This is a genomic window from Vulcanisaeta distributa DSM 14429 (assembly GCF_000148385.1).
Taxonomy (GTDB): Archaea; Thermoproteota; Thermoprotei; order Thermoproteales; family Thermocladiaceae; genus Vulcanisaeta; species Vulcanisaeta distributa.
In genome coordinates this window covers 616,218-641,052 of sequence record NC_014537.1, presented here as the reverse complement: position 1 = coordinate 641,052, position 24,835 = coordinate 616,218, and the positions used below count along the sequence as shown (strand labels likewise).

Sequence of the window (24,835 nt, the reverse complement as noted above, 5' to 3'; positions counted from 1 at the left end):
CATGCGTAGTTAAGACCTGTGTTGACTGTATTGTTCCTAAGCCAGAAGGGTGGTGTTGGTAAGACATTGATAATCACGAGCCTAGCCACGGCACTGGCGATGAGGGGGTACAGGACCTGGCTCATTGACCTGGACCCAAACGCCACCGCATCCAAGGTCTTAGGCGTGAACAACCCGGGTAGTGTTAATGGGGCTTTGACGTACATTATGGGGGTTACGAAGACCGTTAAGGTCTCTACGGCATTCATTGAGGATGGGGTTGTGGGGAATATAAAGGTCATACCACCTGGCGCATCACCCATCACAAACCCATACAGTGCATTACCGAGCACTGCGGTCCTGAGCTCGAGGGTCTCATCACTAATTAAGGGGATAGGCAATTACAGGGTTAAGCCCAACTTCATACTAATAGACACACCGGCCCTATCACCAGCACTGAACCCAGGGCTCATAACCTCGCTGGTGGGTAGTGCCGACGTGATAACGCTGGTGGCCACGGACGAGCCAGGCGGCATGGGGTGGCTCGGTAGCATGCTTGAGTACGCGTCGGCGGTAGTCCCAGGTAGGGAGGGGGTTGTGGTGTTGAATAAGTTATCGAGTATAAGGGGTAACCTAGACATTGGTGTTAAGAACGTGGTGAAGATACTCAGGAACCCGGCGATTGAGGCTGCGTGGCGACTGGGCTCAATACCCTACCTGGTCAAGGACCCGGGGCTGGGTCAGTTCAGGAGGGCGATTGATGAGTTGGCGGCGTTGCTGGAGAGGTTGAATGCGGAGAGGGTTTGGGTGAGCCCATGAGGTTCCTGCGTAGGAAGGTCGTTAATGAGTATGAGGATGAGGAGATCATGAGGCTCATGAGGAGGATTAGTAATAGGCCGAGGCTTGGGGTTGGGGGTGTCAGGCCGAGTAGGGGCGCGGTGGAGGTTTACGTGAGCAATGGGTTGAGGCTACTGGAGCAGGCTTTGAGGGGTTTGGGCGCGGTTGATGATGAGGTTAGGAGGGCGCTGAGGATTGGTAGGGAGGTCCTGGTTAGTAATTACCCGAATCAACTCGACATTAATGAGTTGGCGAGGCAGTTACTGGTTAGGGTTAGGACTCATCAAAAACAACGTCGCTCTTGACCTCCCTCGGCATGACCAGGTCCCTAGCCCTGTGGAACAGGGCTATCAACCTAACCCACTCAGTCTCATCAATGTCGAAGCCCGAGTAATGCCTAAGGAACGCCTCCCTATCACCCACCTCCCTAATCACGAAGTCCTCACCAACACGCCCACCCAGGAACTTAACCAGGACATCCTCATGCAAAGCCCCATCCCAGGCAACCAGGGGCTTACCACCATCCACAACCCACACACCCACAACCCTCCTAACAACCCTACCACCAACCTCGAACCTACCCATGAGAACGACCAATAACCTAACCAAGTCAATGGGCACACCATACTCCCTAAGCCTAACAATGGCCTCCTCAACACCACCAGCATGCATCGTGGTTGCACCACCCACCTGCCCACTCATTATGGCGTGGAGCCACGCCCTCGTGTCCTCCGGACCCCTAACCTCATTAACAAATATGTAATCAGCACCAACCCTAAGCGCATGAACAAGCCTCTGGAAGAGTGGTATGGGCCTAACACCCGCCCCATGACCCTCACGACTAAGCAGCGGAATGACACCACCAGCATAATCACTAACCAACTCCTGGGGCAGCAGGACCTCGTCGATATCCTCAACCTTGGCAATCACCGTGCTAGGTGGCAACGCGGACATCAGGGCCGCCGACATGCTCGTCTTCCCAGAGCCCGCGGGCCCAATCACCAGGACAGGGACACCAACCTCGAGCGCCAGCCATAGGTAGGCGGCCAACCTAGCGTCAATGGAGCCCAGCCTAACCATGTCAGTTAGTTTCCAAGCCCTGGTGGGGAAGACCCTAATACTCACCCTGGTCCTATCCGTAACGTCGAATGAATCAACACTCACCCTAAGCATTGGCCTATGGGCCCTATCGTAAGCCTCGATGGATGGGTTATAATAGGTTGGGTAGACCCCAACCCTATCGCCAATGACACTCACCAAGAGCTCAACCTCCCTGGTGCTAGGCACAATACTCGACTGGCAATCACCAAGACTACTCAACTTAAAGTGAACCCTGGCGTTGGGGGTTACGTAAATGTCGGTGAGGCCAACCTCATCGCCTACGGCCATCACGGGCTCCAGGGCACCGTAGTTATACAACCCCCTAAACAGGAGTGATGCCCACTTATCAAGATCATCGCCAGAGGCATCAACGCCGGCACTCCTCAGGTAATTACTGACTTCAACCCTAAGGGCGTTAACCACGGCATCCTCAAAGCCCAAACCCCTCGAAACACCCCTAATCACGGCATCCCTAACCTTAGGCATGTACCTCACAACGAAGGACTCAAGGTCAAAGGAGTCAATGCCGGGGAGTACGGAATCACCCACATCAACAAAGCAGCCACTACCCCAGACAGTGCTGTAGATGGTCACGGTACTTGGGAAGCCGCGAAACGAGACCCTACGACTAAACACAACCTCACCATCAACCCCACCCACAGAACGACTGTGAAACAAGCCCATAAAAAGCCATAAACAAACCCCCTTAATAAGTTGCTTGGGGGTAAAACTAATTAATGAGGGCCTCGGTTAAGTAATCATGTTCGGGCTGGGTAAAAGGAGGAAATTAACGGGTAATGAGGAGATTGAGGAGGAGCTTGTGATAGAGGATGAGGGTAAGGACGAGTTCGGACTACCCACAAACACAATCCAGGCAGTGAATACCCAACCACCGACCCATCAACAAAACCTAACGGACCTAAGGAGCTACATAGATGAGCTGAGTAGGAGGATTGAGGAGGTAATGAGTATCAAGAACGACCTAGACAAACTCACGCAGATGAAACCCACGATAGAGAACTACATAAACACGTTGAGCGAGATCGTGAAAACCCTGGGCGAGATCGAAAACTTACTAAACAAACTCGAGGAGTTAAGGAGGAGGTTATGACGATAATAACAGTCACAAGCGGCAATGTTGGTGGGGTGGGGAAAACAACAATAACGCTGGCCCTACTAATGAGTACGAAGAACGTGGCGTACATGGACCTAAGCCCGGACAACCGCTCCCTATCCCTACTCCTGGGCCTTAACCCGAGGGTGGACATAATAGATAGCGTGCGTGGTGGCAGGTACATGATGTATGTGAGGGATGGGAACGTGGTCATACCAATAAGGCATAGGGAGTACCTGGAGCTGAGGCAATTGAGTGAGATAGCACCAGGTGAGGTGCAAAGGATGCTTAGGGCGTTGGAGAAGACCCTGGTTAGTAAGTACGGTGTGGATGACCTCGTGATAGACACCATGAGTGCCGTGAACCTGGGACTGACGATGGGCGCGATAGAGGCTGCGGACAAGCTACTAATACCGCTGACCAGGGAGAGGGAGGAGTTGATAAGGAGGACCATACCGAGGGTTGGCACGAAGCACATGGTCTACGCCATGAACATGGTCAGGGAGAACCTAAGGGTGGAGGGCATGACCGTGGTGATACCGTACGTGGAGGGCGCCAGTAATCAGCTGGAGGTTGCGGAGAGGATTAGGAATTACGTCAGGAATTTAATGAAGGTAGTCCTCGGGTAATGACCTAGATGAGCGATGATAGGTGGCTCATCACCATAGCCATGAAATTGCTAAGGGCTGTGGCTATCGCCGTCAAACCCACAGAGTTCAGTACGGTGGGTAATATGCCCATTAGTAGGACGAAGACCACGCCCATGGCGACTAGGGCACCAATAATGCGCCTAATGCTCGACCACTCAATGAGTGAGTAGCCAATCAGTGACTGAACGAGGGCCAGGAAGCCAATGAGGCTTAGGCCCGCTATGGTTATTAATATGAGTACTGCGGCCACGAAGGCCATGAAATCAACGGTACTACTCACAACGCCCTGGATTGCCGATTCAGCCGCGGCGTACGGATTAACGGAGCTCGGTATCACCGCCATGCGTTAATCAATGGCCCAAGGCCTAATTAGGATTGTGCATCGTAGAAACTGCGTTGCGCCAAACCTGGTGCAACTCAGTGCTTAATGGCTCTGAACAACCTGGTTATTGCGTTGTCCGCGAGGCCCAGCTTGAATAGGTATGTTGGGCCGAGCATTTGGTGGGCCATGGACACCAAGTCCTCCATTGGCCTTGTGAAGGGCATGAGGGCGTAGTACCACTTCTGCGAAACCTCAACGCCGACTATGGCGTATGGGTCCCAACGGGCCACGAGCTTAGCCCTAACTCCATTAACCACGAACTGCCTACCAACCCTCTCAAACCTACCCTCGCCAGGGAACCCAAGCTCACCAACCAACTCACTGAACGTCCTGAAGTTGGTGGGCTCCCCAATTACGAAGAACGGGGACTCAGGCGTGACCTTGAGGTAGTGCTTGCAACCCTCCGTGGGCATCCTATTACAAACCCTAACAACCCTACTGCCTGGGTAGGCCTCGAGAACCCTCTCCACGGAGACCACGGAGTCAGGCTCGTAGGAACTAACCACAACGAGCACGTCAGCCCTACCCAACAAATCAACAAACTCGGGCTGGGCAAGGCTCATGGGCGGCAAATCAACAATCGCCAACCCCCCATAACCCTGGGGCGGCAACCTCTGCCTAACCCTAACCAGTTTGGACAACCTATTAATGCCATCAACAAAGTCACTAAGGTAGTAATAAACGCCAGTACACACACCAAGGCTACAGGAATAATCAAACAACTCATGACCAAAACCCCTAAGCGAAAGAATCGCCGATAGGCCAAGGGCAACCGTACTCTTCCCCGTCCCACCCTTCGACCCACTCGTAACAACTATCAGCATTTCAATTGTGTTCGTCTCAGGGCAGTATTTATATTACTTTTGCCAAACTCGAACACTGAAATACCCACTAAACACAGCCAATAAGCCCCAACCAACGCATTGCCTGTGAAGCGGGTAGACAGACTCATAAAGCCCGGGGAACCCAACCCCCTTGCTGAAGCGTTAATGAGCAATTTCTGGAGGGAGCACCTACACCCAAGGCTTGTGGATGTAATTGAGGGGTTCGGCTACCTAGAGCCAACGCCGGTCCAGGAGAGGGCAATACCCAGGGTGCTCAGTGGCGTCAACGTCCTAATCACCGCACCCACGGGCAGCGGCAAGACCGAGGCAGCCATGTTCCCAATAATGAGCAAAATACTGAGCGAGGGCTTGACGGGCGGCGTCGCTGCGATATACATAACGCCAGCCAGGGCCCTAAATAGGGACGTGAACATTAGGCTCAGGGAAATAGCCAGTAGGCTTGGCATAACCACGGCGGTTAGGCACGGCGACACCCCAGAGAGCGAGCGTAGGAGGCAGGTTAGGGAGCCACCCACCATACTCATAACCACGCCGGAGACCCTGCAGGTAATACTCGTGATGAGGAGTATGAGGAGGGCTCTCAGGAATGTTAGGTGGGTTGTGGTCGATGAGCTCCATGAGTTGATGAATGACGAGAGGGGCGCCCAACTATCCATAGCCCTGGAGAGGCTCGTGAACATAGCCGGTGAGTACCAGAGGATCGGGCTCTCGGCAACCATCGGAAACACGGAGCTGGCGGGTCAATTCCTAGCCGGCGTGGGTAGGTGGGTTGAGGTGGTGAGTGTGGACGTCAGTAGGGAGATGGAGATAAGTGTCGAGTACCCAGAGGCATCTGAGGAGGACGTGGGCCTGGCTGAGGAGTTAAGCACAATGCCCGAGGTAGCGGCGAGGGTCAGGAGGATAGCCGAGATAGTAAGTGGTCATAGGGCTACCCTGGTCTTCACAAACACTAGGGACGAGGCAGAATTACTGGGGCATAGGCTAGGTAGGGTTCTCGGTAGCAACGCCGTGGGTGTTTACCATGGCTCGCTGGACAGGGAGGAGAGGGAGGGGCTTGAGGAGGGTCTGAGGGGTGGTAGGGTCAGGGCTGTGGTGACCACGTCAAGCCTAGAGCTGGGCATAGACATTGGGCACGTAGACGCCGTAATCCAATACTCAAGCCCTAGGCAGGTCACGAAGCTAATCCAGAGGGTCGGCAGGAGCGGGCATAGGCTTGGCAGGAGGGCTATCGGCCACGTAATAACCAGGGACACAGACGACTACTTAGAATCATTAGTAATAGCCAGGAGGGCCCTAAACAACGAACTAGAGCGGGAAGTTGAGTACCACGAAAAGGCGCTCGACGTACTCCACCACCAGGTCGCTGGCATGGTGATTGAGGCCAAGGTGGAGGGCAGGGCATTGACGGTGGGCGACGTCCTAGACACCGTCAGGAGGGCACACCCATACAGAGGGTTGACGCGTGATGAGCTCATGGAGGTCCTGAGGTTCATGGAGGGCAACAGACTCATTAGGGTTAACGAGGACGGAACAATAACACCAAGGAGAGGACTCCACAGGTACTACTTCGAGAACATATCCATGATACCAGACCAAAAACACTACAGGGCTAGGGACATGATAACGAATAGGGCAATCGGCGAGCTCGACGAGGAATTCGTGGAAACCGTGGAGCCTGGGACACAGATAATACTGGCGGGCAGGCCCTGGAGGATAGTGGGTATCGACCGAGGGAAGAGCGAGGTCGTACTAGAACCACTGAACCAGGTCCTAAACGCAGTGCCCACCTGGATCGGCGAGGAAATACCAGTACCAACGGAAGTGGCGCAGGAAGTATGCAGGCTAAGGGAGGAGTTGATGAAGGCTGTGGCGAACGGCGAGGACCCAACGCCCGTACTGACCAAGTACCCAGCGGGAGGCGCCCCAACGCCACTCATTGAGGAATTGAGACAGCAAGTCAGCACGGGGGTCATGGGTTTCCCGGACACGGTAACCATTGAATGGAGGGGTAGGGACTTCGTGATCCACGCATGCCTAGGAACCAAGGGAAACCAGGCATTGGCCCTATACCTAGCCAGATACATTGGGCAGAGGTATAGGGTTGCCGTGACCTACGTGACGGACCCATACAGGGCACTCATAACAACACCAATAAGCATACCACCCCAGGCAATAACCGAAGCCCTAAACCAAAGCCCAGACTACGTAGAGGGGGAGTTAAGGGAGGCCGTGAGAAGCACGAGGCTGTACAAGTACAGGTTCATACACGTGGCCAGGAGGTTCGGGGTATTGCCCAGGGAGTCCGTCGACGTAAACATCGAGAGACTCGCAGCGGCGCTCAGGGACACGGTAGTGGACAGGGAAGTCATTAGGGAAATACTCACCGAGAAAATAAACCCAACACCACTCAGACAACTCATAAACAGCATTAGGGAGGGCAAAACAGCGGTGAGGATTATTAAGGTGGAACAGTACACACCAATAGCCCAACACATCATAAACCAAGCCGCCAAAATTGACGCTGCAGTCCAGGGAATACCAACAACCACAATACTACAACTACTAAAGAAAAGAATCGAGGAAAGGGAGGTAACACTACTATGCCTAAACTGCGGGTGGCACGTAACAATGAAGGTCAAGTACGTGCCCGAGCAGGTCAAATGCCCAAGGTGCGGAATGAGGCAGATAGCCGTGTTGAAGTACGGGGAAGACCCAGCAAGGACCTATGAAATAGTCAGGAAGGCGAGGAGAAACCAAAGACTAACGAGGGAAGAGCAGGAGAAGTGGCAGGAACTAACACAAACAGCCCTGGCGGTCCTACAATACGGCAAAAAAGCCATAATAGCCCTAGCAGCGCACGGGGTAGGACCAACAACAGCAATCAGGAAAGTCCTACCAAAGGCAAAGACAGAGCAGGAACTCTACCAACAAATACTAGAGGCAGAACGACAATACCAAAAAACAAAACCATTCTGGAACGAATAATATTACTTTAACCCACGAAGAAAAAACTTATAAAACACAAAAACAAGGAAACCAACCGCACAATGAGTCCCCAACCAAACCACCCGGGAACAGCCCGGGCGGAGGGTTGGGGATGATCCAACCCCAACCACACCCAAACCCAACCCCCGAACAAACCCCATCCCCAAGAAACCGGTTGATCCTGCCGGACCCGACCGCTATCGGGGTGGGGCTAAGCCATGCGAGTCGTACGCCCGGGGACCGCCGGGCGTGGCGCACGGCTCAGTAACACGTGCCTAACCTACCCTCGGGAGGGGGATAACCCCGGGAAACTGGGGCTAATCCCCCATAGGGGAAGGGTGCTGGAAGGCCCCTTCCCCGAAAGGGACCGCGGTCGATCTACCGTGGTCCGCCCGAGGATGGGGGCACGGCCCATCATGGTAGTTGGCGGGGTAACGGCCCGCCAAGCCGAAGACGGGTGGGGGCCGTGAGAGCGGGAGCCCCGAGATGGGCACTGAGACAAGGGCCCAGGCCCTACGGGGTGCAGCAGGCGCGAAAACTCCGCAATGCGGGAAACCGTGACGGGGCCACCCCGAGTGCCGCCCGAAGAGGGCGGCTTTTGCCCGGTGCAAAAAGCCGGGCGAATAAGCGGGGGGCAAGTCTGGTGTCAGCCGCCGCGGTAATACCAGCCCCGCGAGTGGTCGGGGTGCTTACTGGGCCTAAAGCGCCCGTAGCCGGCCCGGTAAGTCGCCCCTGAAATCCACGGGCTCAACCCGTGGGCTGGGGGCGATACTACCGGGCTTGGGGGCGGGAGAGGCCGAGGGTACTCCCGGGGTAGGGGCGAAATCCGATAATCCCGGGAGGACCACCAGTGGCGAAGGCGCTCGGCTGGAACGCGCCCGACGGTGAGGGGCGAAAGCTGGGGGAGCAAAGGGGATTAGATACCCCTGTAGTCCCAGCTGTAAACTATGCGGGCTAGCTGTTGGGCGGGCTTAGAGCCCGCCCAGTGGCGGAGGGAAGCCGTTAAGCCCGCCGCCTGGGGAGTACGGCCGCAAGGCTGAAACTTAAAGGAATTGGCGGGGGGGCACCACAAGGGGTGAAGCTTGCGGCTTAATTGGAGTCAACGCCGGAAACCTTACCCGGGGCGACAGCAGGATGATGGCCAGGCTAACGACCTTGCCGGACGAGCTGAGAGGAGGTGCATGGCCGTCGTCAGCTCGTGCCGTGAGGTGTCCGGTTAAGTCCGGCAACGAGCGAGACCCCCACCCCTAGTTGCTACCCGGTCCTTCGGGACCGGGGGCACACTAGGGGGACTGCCGGCGTAAGCCGGAGGAAGGAGGGGGCCACGGCAGGTCAGTATGCCCCGAAACCCCGGGGCTGCACGCGAGCTGCAATGGCGGGGACAGCGGGATCCGACCCCGAAAGGGGGAGGCAATCCCGTAAACCCCGCCCCAGTAGGGATCGAGGGCTGCAACTCGCCCTCGTGAACGTGGAATCCCTAGTAACCGCGTGTCACCAACGCGCGGTGAATACGTCCCTGCCCCTTGCACACACCGCCCGTCGCGCCACCCGAGGGAGCCCCCAACGAGGCCTCTTCTCCCTGGGTAACCCCCGGGGAGGGGAGGACGAGTTGGGGGCTCCCGAGGGGGGCGAAGTCGTAACAAGGTGGCCGTAGGGGAACCTGCGGCCGGATCACCTCCTCTGGGGATGGGGTGTTCAAAGGGGGTTGGGTGGCACCCACCCTGACCAAACCACCACCCGCACCAGCAAGCCGCCCGGTGGATGGCTCGGCTCGGGCGCCGAGGAAGGGCGTGGCAAGCTGCGATAAGCCCGGGGTAGGCGCAGGCAGCCTTTGAACCCGGGATTCCCGAATGGGGCCTCCTGCCCGGGCCGAATAGGCCTGGGCGCTCCGGGGTTTTCCTCGGAGCGGGAACCCCCCGAACGGAAACATCTTAGTAGGGGGAGGAAGGGAAACCAACAGGGACCCCCTGAGTAGGGGCGACCGAAAGGGGGTTAGCCCAAACCAAATCCCCACGGGATAACCGTGGGGAGATGTGGGGTTGAGGGCCCGGGTACCGCCGGGGCGGCCTAGCCGAAGTGGGCTGGAAAGCCCCGCCGTAGAGGGTGATAGCCCCGTAGGCTAAAGGCCGCCTGGCGGAGTCCCGGTGTCCCGGAGTACCACGCCTTGGTTTTGGCGTGGGAAGCTGGGGGCCACTGGCCCCCAAGGCTAAGCACGTCCCGAGACCGATAGCGCACTAGTACCGTGAGGGAAAGCTGAAAAGAACCCCGAAAGGGGAGTGAAAAGAGCCTGAAACCGGGCGGCTAAAGGAGGGGCGGCCCGAAAGGGTGCCCTCCCCCGAAGGAAACCGGGGTGAACCCGGGAGTACGAGGGGGAGGGTCCAGGGTCGCCCCTTCCGTCTAGAAACACGGGCCGGGGAGTTCCCGCCCGTGGCGAGCCTAAGGGGGTTAAGCCCCGAAGGCGTAGGGAAACCGAAAAGCCCGTAGCGGGGGTGACCCCGTGAGGGGCTGGGTCTTAATGGGCCCGTAGTCACGGGCGGGAGACCAGAAACCGGGCGATCTAGCCCTGGGCAGGGTGAAGCGGGGCGAAAGCCCCGTGGAGGCCCGAAAGGGTTCTGATGTGCAATTCGTTCCCATGACCTGGGGCTAGGGGCAAAAGACCAATCAAGCCCGGTGATAGCTGGTTCCCCCCGAAGCGGGTCCCAGCCCGGCCTCCCTGGAGGAGGCCCACGGGGTAGAGCACTGATCGGGGATGCAGGGGCCGAAAGGCCCCGGTCCCCGGTCAAACTCCGAACCCGTGGGCTCTGAAGAAGGGGGGAGGCGGGTTCCTCGGGGTAAGCCTGAGGGCCGAGAGGGAAACAACCCAGACCGGGGTTAAGGCCCCTAAGTGCGGGCTAAGTGTCAACCTAGAAGGGTGTCCCCCGCCCAAGACAGCGGGGCCGTGGGCCTAGAAGCAGCCATCGGCTAAGAAGTGGGTAACACCTTACCCGCTGAGGCGGGGGGCCCCGAAGATGTCTAGGGACTCAAGCCCGCCGCCGAGACCCCGGCCCGCGGACCGTTGGTCCGCGTGGGGTAGGGGGGCGCGGCCATGGGGCGGAAGCCGGGCCGTGAGGTCCGGTGGACCCGTGGCCGATGCAGATCCCGGTGGTAGTAGCAGCGAAGAGGGGTGGGAACCCCCTCCGCCGGAAAGGACCAGGGTTCCATGGCAACGACAATCAGCCATGGGTTAGCCGGTCCTAAGGCGGGGCCTAATTGGTACCCGCCGAAGGGGAAACGGGTTAATATTCCCGTGCCGTGGGGGTAGGCCTCGCGGCAACGCAGGCCCCACCCCCGACGCCTCAGGATAGGGTGGGCGGGGGAATACCCCGCTTAACCGCTGAAGGCCGGGGAGTGCCGTAATGGCGAGAACCGGCCGAAGGCGGGAATAGCCGGGCCTTGAGCCCGGTCCACCCGACTCCTGGGGCCCATGAAAAGGGGGTGGGGAACGAGCCCCCACGACCGTACCGAGAACCGACACAGGTGTTCCTGGGTGAGAAGCCCAAGGCGGCTCGGGTGACCCCGGGCCAGGGAACTCGGCAAATTAGCCCCGTAACTTCGGGAGAAGGGGTGCCCGCGGCTCTGGTGGTTACCCACTGGAGCCGTGGGTCGCAGTGACAAGGGGGACCTGACTGTTTAACAAAAACATAGGTCCCCGCTAGCCCGTAAGGGTGTGTACGGGGGCTGAATCCTGGCCACTGGCGGTACGTGAAACCCGGGTCCAACCGGGCGAAGCGCCGCTGAAGGCCGGGGGTAACTCTGACCCTCTTAAGGTAGCCAAATGCCTTGCCGGGTAAGTTCCGGCGTGCATGAATGGATCAACGAGGTCCCCACTGTCCCGGCCCGGGGCCCGGCGAACCCACCTCCGGGTGCAGAGTCCTGGGACCCCCGACGGGGCGAGAAGACCCTGTGGAGCTTTACTGCAGCCCGTCGTTGGGGTGCGGGAGGGGGTGCATAGTGTAGGTGGGAGCGATGAAGCGCGGTCTCCGGGCCGCGCGGATGCGCCAATGAAACACCACCCACTCCCTCCCGCACCCCTAACCCCGGGCATAACCCGGGGGACAGCGGCGGGTGGGCAGTTCGGCTGGGGCGGCACACCCCTGAAAGGATATCAGGGGTGCCCAAAGCTCGGCTCAGGCGGGTCAGAACTCCGCCGTAGAGGGTAAGGCCAAATGCCGGGCTGACTGCGCCCTTGAACGCAAGGGGCGCAGGGGGGAAACCCGGGCCTAGCGAACGCTCGTGCCCCCACCAGTGGGGGCCGGGCATGACAGAAAAGTTACCCCAGGAGTAACCGGCTCGTCGCGGGTGAGAGTTCCCATCGACCCCGCGGTTTGGTACCCAGACGTCGTCTCTTCCCATCCTGGGGGTGCAGCAGCCCCCAAGGGTGGGGCTGCCCGCCCATTAAAGGGGAACGTGAGATGGGTTCAGACCGTCGTGAGACAGGTCGGACTCTACCTGTCGGGGGTGCTGGCCGCCTGAGGGGAAGGTGCCCTCAGTACGAGAGGAACGGGGCGCCGCGGCCTCTAGTCTACCGGTTGCCCTACAGGGCAGAGCCGGGCAGCCACGCCGTAGGGGATAACCGCTGAAGGCATCTAAGCGGGAAGCCCTCCCCGAAAAGAGGCGGCCGCTCGGTGCCCGGTGGGGAAACCCGCCGGGTGCCGGGTGAGGGTCCCCGTAGAAGACGGGGTTGATGGGGTGGGGGTGTAACCCCCGAGGGTTTTCCCGAGGGGGGAGCCCGCCACTCCCAATCGCCCCAGGTGCGGGTGGTGGGGTTTAATGGGTGGGTGCCGGGTGTGGTTGGGGTTGGGTTTGTTTTTGTTGGTCCCTGGGTGGGGTTTTGACGGTTTAGATTCGTTATTGCCCTGATTATTCTACAAGCTTTCTCGGCTTTGCTTGTTTGCTTCTTCGTGTTTTCTTTTCAGCTATATTTTGCATTGGAAGATTTCAATAGGGTATTGGAGGAGCCTTACGTGGGGCGGTGTGCCTCATTGGCAGTATTGTAATTGATATTGACGTAGTCACTTGAGTGCTCGGTGTTGGGTTGTGGGCTGGAATGGTTGGATTGGTGGTGGTGACATTGTAAAGCTCCCAACTCCAGCTAACAGGCTTAGTCAAGTTATACAATGATAATGTCACCACCACCGCACCTTACTTGAGTATACACCAATGTCAGCACAAGCCACATTGTTGAATAACCCCCAGCATTACTCCTCCACAGCCCACTCCACAAACCTCTCATAAGCCTGGCTCTCCTTGAAGCTCAACCATTGACTAAACACCCAATCATACATTGCACTTCTAGGCTCATAAACCTGGAAGACCACCTTACCACCCTGCCAGGCATTTGCGAAGGCAATCCAGTCATAATTCATATACACTAGGCCTGCTCCATTAATCTCAGTACCATTTGGAAGCCTTACCTGTACCCCAGGTGGACCACCCATGCTGAAGTTCCAGCAATTCATTAGGGCACCTAGTGGTGAGGTACTAGGTAAGGCATCTCTTGTGGTGTTTCAGTGGCGGCAATGCCACTTGGCGGGTAAATGGGGATTAATATAGAATTGAATTTATAGTACCCATAGCCCTCGTAGATTAGTGTGTTATTGTGGTATACCATCATGGGGAAGTCATACCACTTCCAATGTGGCTTTGGAATGGCCCTCAGTGGGAGTAGTTCGTGATTGTGCCTGGCCGTTGATCCCTGCCTCGGTTTGGTTGTTGGGTAACGCTTTTATAGGTCCTTTCCCTAGCCTTACCGTGGTTGGGGTTAGGAAGTTGACGGTTACTAGGGCGCCCGTGAGCCCAAGCGAGTTGGGCATCGACTCGTTACCCTACGTCGGTGTTATTGGTGGTAGTGGGCTTTATGAGGCTGGGTTTTTCAGTGATTACTTTGAGGTTCAGATCCACACGCCCTATGGTTTGCCCAGTGATAATGTGGTGATTGGTAGGGTTGGTGGTGAGTGGGTTGCGTTTCTACCTAGGCATGGTCGTGGGCATAGGTACCCGCCGCATAGGATACCGTATAGGGCGAATGCCTGGGCTTTGTGGGCCCTTGGTGTTAAGGTCGTCATTAGTGTTAGTGCTGTGGGTAGTCTTAGGCAGGACTTTGCGCCTGGTGATTTCGTGATTCCCGACCAGTTCTTTGATGCGACTAAGGGTAGGGAGTACACGTTCTTTGATGGGCCTAGGACCTGCCATATACAGATTGGTCTTGAGCCCTTTAACCCCATAATTAATCAACTGCTCTATGAGGAGGCCTCCAGGGTTAATAGGACTCACCTCGGCGGGTGCTATGTGTGTATTGAGGGGCCGAGGTTTAGTACTAAGGCTGAGTCTAGGGTTTGGAGGGACGTTTATGGCTGTGACATAATTGGGATGACGCTGGTGCCTGAGATTAACCTCGTGCGTGAACTCGGCATGTGCTACTCACTGCTTGCCCTGGTGACTGACTACGACATTTGGGTTCCTCATCAACCGGTGACTGCGGAGCTCGTGGAGAGGGTAATGAGTGAGAAGCTTGACCTGGCCCGTAAGGTCCTGCTGAGCGTGATACCGAGGATACCCAGGGACGTGCACGTCAAGTGCGAGGAGGTCCTTAAAAACGCCTGCGTTTGATGGTTATGGTGGTTAGGCAATTCGGCGGTAGGTTCCCCGTAATCTCCCTGGATGAGTTGGAGGCCTTGTTTAGGGCTTCGAGTGTTGAGTTGGGTAGGAGGTTTGGGGCCAGGAGGGTTGGTGATAAGTACCTATTGCCCATCCAGGCGGTTCCCTGGTTCACCCTCATAGACCTGGGCCGCGAGTACCCAATAGGCGGCCTAATCATTAGGGGTGTGGTGGTTGATGGGCCTGTTGATAAGCCCTGGCTCGACATCGTCCTGGGATTCCTGGTGGGTGATTACGTGGTTGGGGTCTCTGTGGTTGGGCGTAGGGCGGTGGGCTGTAGGTCCCGGCCACTAAACCCACCGCTGGATCTTTGGGACCTGCCCAGGGGCCTTGACTTCCCGAGGCCTGTGGCGGTCACGAGGGACGTGAGTGGCAATGTCGTTGATGTCTCCGCACCAATGGACTGCCTGGCAGGGCTTGGGGTTAGCCCCGGCTCATCAACGCGCTTCCTCCTTGTTTACGTGGGCCTTGTCAGTGTTGGTGGTAGGGTCTTCATTGACCTCGGCGGTTCGTCACTGCTCGCCTCGTGATGCGTCATTCACGTTTTTCCTGGACGCAAAAGATATAAATACATGTGGTAGTTAATTACTCGGTCCATGAGTGGGGAGGGTCAGGGAGACATAGTTGATGAGTTGCTTTCGTCAGTGCTTGGTGGTGAGAGTACGGCTGAGGCGGAGATAGCTAAGGAGCAGGCGTTGGTTAGGGTTAGGGTTGAGAGGAGGAAGAGGCATTTGGTGACTGTTATTGAGTTTGATAGTTCCGATGTTAAGGCACTCGACATCGATGGCATCGCCAAGGAGCTTAAGCGCAGGCTTGCGGCTGGTGGTACTGTTAGGGAGAACTCGATTGAGGTCCAGGGTGACCAGAGGCAGAGGGTTAAGAAGCTGCTCGTTGAGATGGGGTTTAAGGAGGAGAACATATTGATTGATGAGACGATCGTGGAGACCTAGGGATGATTAGGAGGGATGAGGAATTAATCAAGTACCTAAGGGATGAGTTGCCCAGTAGGGTTGGTGGGGCCCTAAATGGAGATGGGGCCTCGGTACTGAGTGAACTCTCAAAACTATGCGTTGAGGCCCTAAACAGGTCCTGCAACGCCCTGGGCGTTGAGTGCGGCGGTGATGAGTTAACCAACGCCTGGAGGGTTATGGAGAGGGTTGTTGAGTTGAGTAATGAGTTCGTGCTTGCCAGGTACATGGCAATAGTGGCCTCCTCAAACTTCATAGCCTCTAGGGCGAATCCCGTGATCGTTGGGATGCTTGGTAGGGATTTACTGACGTGTATTGAGAAGGTTAGGGTGATCATACTCAGGATGGTTGAGGAGGGTAGGCCCTGGAGGGAGATTTACGGGTTGGGGTGATTAGTTTTTTAAAGGGTTTATTAAAACGAACCCTGCATGTTTAGGGTCTTAACACTCGAGGACTACATCAGGATTCCACCCAGCAGGTTTGGGGAGCCGCTGGAGAGGGTTGCCTTTGAGGTCCTGTGGGGTGAGTACGTGGGTAGGGTTGAGAGGGATGTGGGGGTCTACGTGGCCATATTCGACGTTGAGGTGAGCAAGAGGGGCGTGGTGATATTCGGTGATGGAGCAACGTACAATAGGGTACGCTTCAAGGCCCTGGTGTATACGCCGTTGATTAACGAGGTTGTTGAGGGTGAGGTGGTTAGGACTGAGGACTTCGGGGCCTTCGTGAGGATTGGGCCAATTGACGCCCTGATACACAGGACCCAGATGATGGAGGATAACGTGGTCCTCTACGACAAGCAGAGCGGAGCCTTCGTGGGCGAGCGCAGCAGGCGTAGGCTTGGTAGGGGTGACGTGGTTAGGGCCAGGGTCGTGGGCGTGAGTTACGTGACCGCGGGCAACAGGGACGTGGTTAGGGTAAGCCTAACCCTTAGACAGCCCATGCTTGGTAAGCTTGAGTGGATTGAGGAGGAGTTGAGCGGCTCAAGGAAGGGCGCCCAGAAGGCCCAGCAGAAGCAGTGAGTTGCTTGGTCACCCAGCCCTGACCAGGCCTATTAGGGCTAGGGAAAGCACGGCTGTCTCGGCGGCCCCCGTCACTGCTAAAGCCATTGTTGAGTAGGTAATGTTCATGGTAAGTACCTGGGCTGTTATGAAGGCTATGATGGGTATCGAGGCTGCGGTTATTATGAGCAGTGTATTGACGAGGTTTAGTATCGCCAATGCCTGGGAACCGTTTAGGTAATCCCTAACCTCCAGTTGGAATATTACGGCGGACATCACGGTGGATGCCAGTGGCGACACGGCAAGGGCTAGGACCGGCGGTATGGCGGATGGGTGGTGGAGGGCCGCGAGTATGACCACCATGGGCGCGGCGAGGGCGTAGTACGCAGTGAGTACCATGGGGACCTTGGCCATCATCCTCCTAATGGGCGTTACCGGCACCGTGAGTATTATGGGCAATGCCGAGTACTCCGCGTTATACATCATGACTGGTAGGAACGAGGTTATGAAGGCGAGTGGCGCGGCGTAGGCCATGACGCCGATTATTAACTCAAATTGGGTTAGGCCCCTCATCGACGTTGCCAGGGAAACGTATAGGAACACGGCCATTAAGGCTCCGCCAACCACCATCCCCAGGGAGCCCCTGGCACTGAGTAACTGCCTCATGTAGTACCTGACGAGGCCCATGAACGGCCCCCTAAACCTGAATCCCCTGAACGGCTTGTTAACGGTGATTAGGGACTCGGGACCCCCTGGGAGCCTCGGCATTAGTAGTCTCGACCCAGCATTAATTAATAGGTATGAGTCAATGGCGGTCAGCACCGCCGTGGTGGTCACGGAGTTTAGTAGCGCCATTGGGTGGCTCATGATCAATGGATCACTAATCAGCGGTATGTACTGGGCAATCCCAGGGCTTATAATCCCAGGGTCCTCACTGAGCATTAGGAGCGTAAGCGCTATTACCCAGGGTATTGAGTTCGCGGCGACAACCAGGGACCTGGTGAGGAACGTGCTCACGGAACCCCTCCTCCTGACCACGGTGTCCAGGGCGACTATACCCACCAGGGGGCCTACGAGTCCTAGGAGCACAGCCTGGGCAGTGACCAGGGCTGGGGCCGGCGTGTGTATTACCGCGGCTATCACCATGGCTGTGGTTAACGACGATATTAACGGTGCATCCACCGCCCTTATAACGGCCATCGTGGCCGCAAGCCTTATTGAGCCCTCATCAAGACCCAACGTCCTGAGTAAATCACCAATCACTGGGTGACCCATTACAGAGGTTATTATTGGTGATAGTAGCATGTATGTCATCAGTATTGCGAGATACATTATCATGTACTCATAGGGTGGTGACCGATAAATACCGACCACACCACCCCAGTGCGTGGTTAGGGCTATGATGAGCGGCGCAGCTAGGTATGCAGCTATGATTATTGAGGCCACGGCCTTAATAACCCCATAACCACCCACGACCCTATCAACCCTGATGGGCCTAGCCCCAGTCCTCCTGACCTGGGTTATTGCCTGTACTATCAACTCCCTATAGACCAGGTCACCGAGCTCCCAGGGATTCATGGTCACAAGCCCTCCAACAAGCCCTTAATCTCATCCTCAGCCCTAATGGCCCTCAGGAAGGCATCCTCGAGAGTACCAGCATTGACCGCGCTCATAATCTCCGTGGGGGTCCCCTCCACGACCAACCTACCCGCGTTCATGATGCCAATCCTGGTGCAAACCCTCTCGGCAACCTCCATTATGTGCGTCGTGAAGAGTATTGAGCCATTGGACTCAAGGTGCCTCTGCATCAACTCCTTAACAACCCTGACGGACTTGGCATCCAGGTAGTTGAAGGGTTCATCCATGAGTAGGAGCCTAGGCCTATGCATTAGGGCCGCCACTATGGCCACCTTCTGCCTATTACCCGCGGATAGGGACATTATTGGCCTATCAATGAACTCCTCAAGGCCCAGTGCCCTGACCAGGGCTTCAACGTACCTCGAATCCCCAACACCCCTCACGGAGCCCACGAACTCCAGGAAATCCCTCGGGCTCAGCGTCTCCAGGACCAACGGCGTCTCCAGGACAGCGCCAACACTGTTCATGACCTCGGGCCTTGGCGGCCCCATACCAAGTATGTCTATTGTGCCCTCGTACTTCACGAGGCCGAGCACCGCCTTAATCGTTGATGTCTTACCAGCGCCGTTAGGCCCGAGGAGGCAGTAGGTTTCCCCGGGTCTTACGCAGGTGCTTAGGCCGTCGACGGCGACCTTACTCCCGTACTTGACGGTTAGTTTTTCAATTCTCAATGCACAACCCATTCAACTAATCACTAATCCACTCGCTTTTATTACTTTACTCGGGCTATTGCCTAACTTACTAATTATGTTTAAAATCTCAGTGATTTCCCATTGCCCAGTTAAGGATGCATAGGAGTGTTTACTTGATTTTGATTGTTAAGGGGTTGAGGACCTTTGTCTTCGGCATGGTCAGCGTATTGACGCCCATTTACCTGGCAATGCTGGGTTTTTCACCAACCTACGTTGGTGCATCCATATTCCTGGTAGTCCTCGGTAATGTCTTCTCAAACGTATTACTTACGTGGTTCGGCAATGTGATTGGTAGGAGGAGGTTATTGATCATTTTTAGCCTACTCATATTCATCTCCGGCATCCTCCTATCCTCATCCTCACTATACCCTGTACTAGCCCTGGCGCTTTTCATGGGTAACATAAGTACGACAGGGACTGAGGCGGGTCCCTTCCAATCCATTGAGGTTGGTGTGTTGCCTAGGTTCACGGGCAATAGGTTGGGTAGGGTCCTGGGCCTTTACAACCTAATTGGTTACTCAGCATCATCGCTGGGTGCCCTCGCATCATCATTACCGGCCTACCTGGGGGATAAATTGGTGTTTGTTAGGTCGATGTACCTCATATATGCCGTGGTTGGTTTGGTCATGGTTATTGCCTACAGCGCCCTAGGCAATATTGAGGGTGGCGGGAGGAGGCTTGGTTTGAGGGGTTTGGGTAGGACTGCCGTTGCTGACATTAGGAATTTATCAATGCTATTCTCGGTGGATGCCTTTGGGGGTGGGTTGGTTACGCAGTCCCTACTATCCTACTGGTTCTATATTCGTTATGGGGTGACCCTGAGGGAGTTGGGTTTGGTTTTTATGGTTGTTAATGTGGTTACGGCGATCTCACTGGTGATTGCGCCGTTGATTGCCGAGAGGATCGGTAATCTGAGGACGATGGTCTACACGCACATTATTTCGAACATATTCCTAATACTCATACCACTCGCTGGTTCATTCACGGGGAGTCTCGCATTCCTCCTGCTCAGGCAGAGTGTTTCCCAGATGGATGTTCCGACTAGGCAGGCATTCATGGCGCAGATATTTAGTGATGAGGAGAGGGTTCCGGCGAATGCTGTGACGAATACCGCGAGGAGCATTGGTTCCTTACCAGGTCCGTTAATAGTCGGTGATTTAATATCCCAGGGGCTCTACTCCCTACCATTCATAATAAGTGGGTCTCTGAAGATTATGTATGACTTGACGATATACCTAATGTACAGGGGTAGAGTCGTGAAGTAGCGAAGCCGGGTGGTGAGGCGATGTATTAGGGGCTGAAGGCTTAAAGGGGGCTAAGGAGCATAGTGAGTTAGTTGGCAGTGTTATGCTTGGATATAAGCTCTATGTACGTAGTTACTACGAGGCATTAGGCACCAGGTACCTGGACCTATACCTGAGGGATAGCGTGCTCGGCTACCTCAGGGCTGCCGAGACGTTGAGGACAAGGGGCATGAGGGTTCTGGACATTGGCTGTGGTGTTGGTGTTGGAGCCGGCCTGTTGTCGGGTTCAGCTAGGCTGTACGTGTGCCTAGACATTGCCTGCGGTGTGCTTAGGTATGTGAATTACCTGCCCAACGTGGACGTGGTATGTGCCGACGCGGCTTTACCGCCCATTAGGCCCGGCTCCATTGACTACGCCCTACTCATTAATGTGGTTAATGCCGACGCTGATGGTGAGGCGGTCCTCAGGGGGGCCCTGGGCCTCGGTGCCCGAGTCTATGCCGAGTCGCCCAGGGCTGTGGATAATGAGTTGATTAGGCGCTTAATCTCCTAGTTTTTAATGCAATGCCTAGTTGGTGGTTTTGTAATGGTTCTGGGGGTGATTAGGGAGCTTGAGGAGCGTGAGGGGGAGGTTAGGGTGAGGAGGAGGGAGGCTGATTGGGGTTCATTAATTCATTACCACCCAGGGTTAGGAGTGCCGTGGTGCTGTTTATAGAGGCCGGAGACCTAAGGCTTAGCCCAGAAACTATCGGTCTAAACCTCGAGGATTTCGTGGACATACCCAGGAAGGCCAGGGTCTGGGTCACTTAACCATGTGAGTGCAGCATGAATGGGGTGCCAACGCGTTAATGGCCTTCTCGTAATTACTACTAGGACTATTGCGAAGGCCGCTAGTGATGAGATTAACCCTAGTTTCTTTGGCCCCCCTTTCTGATGCCTCCATTGTTAGGACTTCAGTATTTCTCTACGATGACCATGACCCGCGTTCACCACGTCCAGTGCGCGTTCTACCGGCCCTTTGGGCCTTGAATACCGTGTATTTCCAAGTAGTCATTAGGTAGGCGATGGTTGAGGCTATGACTGCCTCCGGCAGTACTCGGTAGTTGTTGGTCATTTCAAGCATCATCACCATGACGGCGAGTGGGGCATTTGAAGCAGCACCAAACATTGCCAGGGAGCTCACAACGACGAAGGGCACGGCGCTCGGCACGAGCGTGGGGTATAGGTAGTGAAGGAGTAGGCCCATGTCCAACCCCGTGAAAGCGCCAACCACGAGACCCGGCGTAAAGACGCCACCGACCTCCCCCGAACCCAGGGTAACCGATGTGGAGAGAATTTTAACGAGCGGGAGTAGGGCTAGGAGTATTATGAGTGGCATTATCGGCGAGGAGAAGCTGCTTAACCTTACATAAACCGCCAGATCCATCCAACCCTCACCGGCACCGAGTACCTGCGGCATTATAAGGCCGATTAGGCCTATGAGAACACCGCCAATGGCGGTCCTAACCACGTCATTAACCCTCAACCTACTAAATAACCTGTGGATGCCATCCAGTGACTCGACGTATGCCATGGCCACGGCACCATCAACAACCCCCAAGACCGCGTAGAGCGGAATTGACGGTGTGGGCACGGTCATCATTACCTGGCCCATGTAGGGCTTAAAGCCAGTTACTAGGCAGAAGATTGCGTAGGCCGTCAGCGAGGCCACGAGGGCTGGGTACAACGCCTTAACCTCGAAGTCCCTCCTGTAGGGTAGTTCAGCCGCGAGTAATGCACCGCCCACCGGCGCCTTGAATACTGCCCCCAAGGCCGCGCCCATGCCGACAATCATCGCCAGGGCCCTATCCTCATCACTAAGCCCAAGCCCCTCGGCAATGAGGTATGATAAGCCACCCCCGAGGTTTCCAGTTGGTGCCTCAGGCCCAGCGGAACCGCCCGACCCTATCGTTATCGCCGAGAGTAGGACATTCATGAAGCCATGAAGCCCCGGATTACTAAATGGCCTCCTTCTACCGTGGTACGCCTCTATAACGGCGTCAAGGCCGGCCCTCGACTCGCGGAATTCCCTGGCTAGGTAAGCGACAATCACCGCGCCGAGTACCGTGGACACGGGTATTAACCAAGGCCTCTCAATGTGGGGTGTGTACGTTAGTGAACCTCCAAACCCAATGGGCTCGGGCTGCCTATAACCAATGAGTAGGTCCATGAATACGTACGTAGTTAATCTGAGCACTAGGTAAAACGTTAATGCCGAGGCACCGGCAACCACCCCGATTAATACGCCTAGGATTAACCACTTAACTATGTAGGACTGCTTGGTAATCGTCATAAGCATACGTAGAGATTGCGAAGCCCTTAAAAGTATTATTCATAGAAATGCCTGGCTGGGTGGCCTTAATCATGCAGTTAATGACCGCGGCATTGGCAGTCACCTACCTGGTTACGGCCCCAATCATTGCCTACGCCATATTCAGTAGGCTTGCCTGGCGCGGTAGGGCTTCGTGGGTCTTAATTGGTGTTGGCTTCATGCTGCTTGCCCTAATACCGCAGGTGATCACCCAGGGAATACCAATACTCATAGTCCTCCTAACCCACATTAGGGAGGTGATGATTGGAGGTGTCTCGTCAATTACCGACTTAGTCCTGGGCCTCATTAAGTCGAGTTTTTACCTTATGGCAATCTACATGGGTTTGATGGCCGGCGTCTTCCAGGAAGCCTTCAGGTACTTGGCAATTAGGGATCGTGAACCCGGGTCGGCTCCATACATTGGTTATGGCTTTGCCCTGGTGGACTTGGCATTTGCAATGATGGGTTTGGTATTGCCACTGTTGATACCCGCATCCGTGAATCCTGGTATTGAGTACGCCAACGTAATATCCACCATAGGCCTGGTAGGCATTGCCGTTCAACCCATCGTTTCCATCCTATTCCACCTAGGCTCATCAATGGTCCTTAAAACCTATCAAGCCTTAAATAAGGGCTTCAGGGGGTTGATTCTCATGGTATTAGCCCATGCCTACATGGATTCATTTACCTGGTACATGGACAACGCGGTTGCCCTCGCCATCATCAACTCATCACTAATAATGCCCCTATCCACGGTCTACTTCACCTCCGTGGTTTCATTATCGGCGTTCATCTTCATCATTGGTTTTAGGGCGTTCAATTACGTAATCCACAGGGCGCATTTTAATTGAACACACAAGTGAAAAAAGTCTTAGGGTGGCTTAATGATGTTTATGAGGCGGGTAATCTATGCCCTAGTTAGCGTTGTGGTGGCAATCGCCGCCATATCCCTAATGCAGCTTCACATGCCTCATGAATCCACAACGAGTAACGGCAACGCCCTCTATGCCCTACTCAATGGTGTTACTAAGCCCACGGTATGCATTGTCGGCTCCCTGGGCAACCCATACGTAGCAAGCATTGTTAAGGGCCTGGGCACTGTTAATGTGCCCTTCACCGTGAAGTCCGAGCTTCCGGGCAATGCCTCATGCAGCATTGTCGTTATTGAGGATGACTTACTAAGCCTAAATAGTAGTTATTATAAGTATGAGGTGATCAATTACCTAGGGCGTGGTGTACCCGTTGAAGTTGTTGGTCCCAATGCAGGTAATGCATTATTAACTCTGGTAAAGAACTTCATCGATGAAAGGGCGACGGTGGTCATAGGCGAGCCCGGCCCCAATAAGACTGTACTACCTAAATTACCGACTGATGTTACGGCAATAATGCTGGCGATGATGCCATTAAGGAACTCCAGTAGGTTTGTGACTGGTTGGGACGTTTTTGAGGGATTACCTGCGGTTGATTCGACATACGCAGTATTAAAGGGTTGGAGGGATTATAATGAGATGTTGATGGACATTGGCAATAGGCTCTATGCCATAATACCAACCTTATCATTTGATGCACCGAAGGTTGAGCTTCAATCAAGCGCAACGTCAATCACGGTCTTCATACAGGGATTCACGTACGTAGGCTACGTGGGTTGGTACTCATCAAGCACCTATGACTGGTTTGGTAAATTGGCGGGTGAGCAGTGGGCCATGGTCAAGTTCTATTACGCATATCAGCAATACCCTGGTCCGTACTGGTGGTTCCTAAACCTGATACAACATGAGGTGGAGGGTTTTTTAACACCTAGTGGTAGCTTCACCCCATGCTATGCAGGTGAGGGCGTTAATGCGTATTCCAATATCTACCCAGGTCAGGTATTCTGGGGTGCTGCGCCGACGGGCTCATCATCTGGTCAGCAAACAATATCCTACACACTTGGTGCTGGTCCATCCGGCGTCTACGTGCAGGTGTCTGAGACCATCACCCAGGGAACGATCGGCTGGGGCTACTCAGGCAATCCAACCCTGGGTCAGGATAAATGGACCTGGAACTTCAACAATCCAGTGGTTGGTTATACATATACCGTGATACCAAGCGACATATTCATGCTCGACCCAAGCAGGCCCGGTGGCTATTCACCGCTTTATGAGACTATAAACTTCACGTCAACCTTCGGGAACTACCTAGGCTGTTTCAATAGTCCATCGCCAATAACGGTTACCGTTGATGTATTTACTAACCAGGTAACGGTAATTAGTTCAAGCACGTAATGTGCAGTGGCTGTGTTATTGCATGGTGTTAAAAATGGTTTTATTTTCTGTTTCTAATTAAAGGGGGCCCGAAGTATTGTTTATTAAGGCGA

General features: G+C 55.2%; 23 protein-coding genes and 2 rRNA genes. 17 read left to right on the top strand and 8 right to left on the bottom strand.

The window, feature by feature from the left end; translation table 11 throughout:
• The first annotated feature begins 18 nt into the window (after positions 1-18).
• On the top strand, positions 19-798 hold the full coding sequence (locus tag VDIS_RS03220; protein ID WP_013335777.1) for a ParA family protein: 780 nt from the start codon (positions 19-21) through the stop codon (positions 796-798).
• Positions 795-1,121, top strand: coding sequence for a hypothetical protein (locus VDIS_RS03215; RefSeq protein WP_013335776.1), 327 nt, complete (start codon positions 795-797; stop codon positions 1,119-1,121). The genes VDIS_RS03220 and VDIS_RS03215 overlap by 4 nt, the downstream gene beginning before the upstream one ends.
• On the opposite strand, the gene VDIS_RS03210 is transcribed toward VDIS_RS03215, so the two are convergent.
• Positions 1,090-2,577 (bottom strand): ATPase, T2SS/T4P/T4SS family, encoded by a 1,488-nt coding sequence (locus tag VDIS_RS03210; protein WP_148678402.1) that lies wholly within the window; start codon positions 2,575-2,577, stop codon positions 1,090-1,092. The genes VDIS_RS03215 and VDIS_RS03210 overlap by 32 nt on opposite strands.
• A 100-nt stretch (positions 2,578-2,677) precedes the next feature.
• Between VDIS_RS03210 and VDIS_RS03205 the strand changes: the two genes are divergently transcribed.
• Together VDIS_RS03205 and VDIS_RS03200 are read left to right on the top strand one after the other, a co-directional pair.
• Entirely contained in the window at positions 2,678-3,028 is a 351-nt protein-coding gene (locus VDIS_RS03205) for a hypothetical protein (RefSeq protein ID WP_013335774.1), read from the top strand.
• Positions 3,025-3,660: a ParA family protein gene (locus VDIS_RS03200; RefSeq protein ID WP_013335773.1), complete on the top strand. Its 636-nt coding sequence runs from the start codon at positions 3,025-3,027 to the stop codon at positions 3,658-3,660. The genes VDIS_RS03205 and VDIS_RS03200 overlap by 4 nt, the downstream gene beginning before the upstream one ends.
• Before the next feature lie 4 nt (positions 3,661-3,664).
• Here VDIS_RS03200 and VDIS_RS03195 read toward each other — a convergent pair whose 3' ends face one another.
• Positions 3,665-4,024 (bottom strand): hypothetical protein, encoded by a 360-nt coding sequence (locus VDIS_RS03195; protein WP_013335772.1) that lies wholly within the window; start codon positions 4,022-4,024, stop codon positions 3,665-3,667.
• A gap of 74 nt (positions 4,025-4,098) precedes the next feature.
• The gene (locus VDIS_RS03190) at positions 4,099-4,887 is read right to left on the bottom strand and encodes a P-loop NTPase family protein (RefSeq protein ID WP_013335771.1); all 789 of its coding nucleotides are present in this window, start codon (positions 4,885-4,887) and stop codon (positions 4,099-4,101) included.
• A 165-nt stretch (positions 4,888-5,052) separates the two neighbouring features.
• Between VDIS_RS03190 and VDIS_RS03185 the strand changes: the two genes are divergently transcribed.
• From VDIS_RS03185 to VDIS_RS03175, 3 genes are all read left to right on the top strand, one after another.
• On the top strand, positions 5,053-7,893 hold the full coding sequence (locus VDIS_RS03185) for a DEAD/DEAH box helicase (RefSeq protein ID WP_052885753.1): 2,841 nt from the start codon (positions 5,053-5,055) through the stop codon (positions 7,891-7,893).
• Between the two features lie 168 nt (positions 7,894-8,061).
• A 16S ribosomal RNA gene (locus VDIS_RS03180) occupies positions 8,062-9,573 on the top strand.
• Positions 9,574-9,625: 52 nt separating this feature from the next.
• Positions 9,626-12,694, top strand: a 23S ribosomal RNA gene (locus VDIS_RS03175).
• Together the 16S and 23S rRNA genes form the textbook arrangement of a ribosomal RNA operon.
• A gap of 176 nt (positions 12,695-12,870) precedes the next feature.
• Here the strand turns inward: VDIS_RS03175 and VDIS_RS12590 are convergent.
• Both VDIS_RS12590 and VDIS_RS03170 read right to left on the bottom strand, forming a co-directional pair.
• Positions 12,871-13,062, bottom strand: coding sequence for a hypothetical protein (locus VDIS_RS12590; RefSeq protein ID WP_148678198.1), 192 nt, complete (start codon positions 13,060-13,062; stop codon positions 12,871-12,873).
• A 68-nt stretch (positions 13,063-13,130) separates the two neighbouring features.
• Complete coding sequence (locus VDIS_RS03170; protein ID WP_013335769.1) at positions 13,131-13,391, bottom strand: hypothetical protein; 261 nt, start codon at positions 13,389-13,391, stop codon at positions 13,131-13,133.
• 292 nt (positions 13,392-13,683) lie between these two features.
• Here VDIS_RS03170 and VDIS_RS03165 point away from each other — a divergent pair, with 292 nt between their 5' ends.
• The 5 genes from VDIS_RS03165 (at position 13,684) to VDIS_RS03145 (ending at position 16,576) form a co-directional block, all read left to right on the top strand.
• A complete protein-coding gene (locus VDIS_RS03165) occupies positions 13,684-14,541 on the top strand; it encodes an S-methyl-5'-thioadenosine phosphorylase (RefSeq protein WP_013335768.1) in 858 nt (285 codons plus the stop codon).
• A 5-nt stretch (positions 14,542-14,546) separates the two neighbouring features.
• Positions 14,547-15,119: a hypothetical protein gene (locus VDIS_RS03160; protein WP_245522587.1), complete on the top strand. Its 573-nt coding sequence runs from the start codon at positions 14,547-14,549 to the stop codon at positions 15,117-15,119.
• A gap of 66 nt (positions 15,120-15,185) precedes the next feature.
• Positions 15,186-15,539, top strand: a complete 354-nt coding sequence (locus VDIS_RS03155; protein ID WP_013335766.1) for an SUI1 family translation initiation factor — start codon at positions 15,186-15,188, stop codon at positions 15,537-15,539.
• A 2-nt stretch (positions 15,540-15,541) separates the two neighbouring features.
• Positions 15,542-15,949, top strand: a complete 408-nt coding sequence (locus VDIS_RS03150; RefSeq protein ID WP_013335765.1) for a hypothetical protein — start codon at positions 15,542-15,544, stop codon at positions 15,947-15,949.
• Positions 15,950-15,985: 36 nt separating this feature from the next.
• On the top strand, positions 15,986-16,576 hold the full coding sequence (locus tag VDIS_RS03145; protein ID WP_013335764.1) for a DNA-directed RNA polymerase: 591 nt from the start codon (positions 15,986-15,988) through the stop codon (positions 16,574-16,576).
• Positions 16,577-16,585: 9 nt separating this feature from the next.
• Here VDIS_RS03145 and VDIS_RS03140 read toward each other — a convergent pair whose 3' ends face one another.
• Together VDIS_RS03140 and VDIS_RS03135 are read right to left on the bottom strand one after the other, a co-directional pair.
• A complete protein-coding gene (locus tag VDIS_RS03140; protein ID WP_013335763.1) occupies positions 16,586-18,133 on the bottom strand; it encodes a hypothetical protein in 1,548 nt (515 codons plus the stop codon).
• A gap of 2 nt (positions 18,134-18,135) precedes the next feature.
• Positions 18,136-18,876 (bottom strand): ABC transporter ATP-binding protein, encoded by a 741-nt coding sequence (locus VDIS_RS03135; protein WP_013335762.1) that lies wholly within the window; start codon positions 18,874-18,876, stop codon positions 18,136-18,138.
• Between the two features lie 104 nt (positions 18,877-18,980).
• Here VDIS_RS03135 and VDIS_RS03130 point away from each other — a divergent pair, with 104 nt between their 5' ends.
• The 3 genes from VDIS_RS03130 to VDIS_RS13165 all read left to right on the top strand — a co-directional run bounded on the left by VDIS_RS03130 (position 18,981) and on the right by VDIS_RS13165 (position 20,844).
• Positions 18,981-20,150: an MFS transporter gene (locus VDIS_RS03130; RefSeq protein WP_013335761.1), complete on the top strand. Its 1,170-nt coding sequence runs from the start codon at positions 18,981-18,983 to the stop codon at positions 20,148-20,150.
• 82 nt (positions 20,151-20,232) lie between these two features.
• Positions 20,233-20,682, top strand: a complete 450-nt coding sequence (locus VDIS_RS03125) for a class I SAM-dependent methyltransferase (RefSeq protein WP_013335760.1) — start codon at positions 20,233-20,235, stop codon at positions 20,680-20,682.
• A 33-nt stretch (positions 20,683-20,715) separates the two neighbouring features.
• Positions 20,716-20,844, top strand: coding sequence for a hypothetical protein (locus VDIS_RS13165; RefSeq protein WP_342606894.1), 129 nt, complete (start codon positions 20,716-20,718; stop codon positions 20,842-20,844).
• A gap of 249 nt (positions 20,845-21,093) precedes the next feature.
• Here VDIS_RS13165 and VDIS_RS03115 read toward each other — a convergent pair whose 3' ends face one another.
• Complete coding sequence (locus VDIS_RS03115; RefSeq protein WP_013335759.1) at positions 21,094-22,461, bottom strand: chloride channel protein; 1,368 nt, start codon at positions 22,459-22,461, stop codon at positions 21,094-21,096.
• A 47-nt stretch (positions 22,462-22,508) separates the two neighbouring features.
• Between VDIS_RS03115 and VDIS_RS03110 the strand changes: the two genes are divergently transcribed.
• A complete protein-coding gene (locus VDIS_RS03110) occupies positions 22,509-23,330 on the top strand; it encodes a hypothetical protein (protein ID WP_245522557.1) in 822 nt (273 codons plus the stop codon).
• A gap of 33 nt (positions 23,331-23,363) precedes the next feature.
• Positions 23,364-24,743 carry a hypothetical protein gene (locus VDIS_RS03105; protein WP_013335757.1) on the top strand — a complete coding sequence of 460 codons (1,380 nt, stop codon included), beginning with the start codon at positions 23,364-23,366 and terminating at the stop codon, positions 24,741-24,743.
• Positions 24,744-24,835 lie beyond the last annotated feature (92 nt).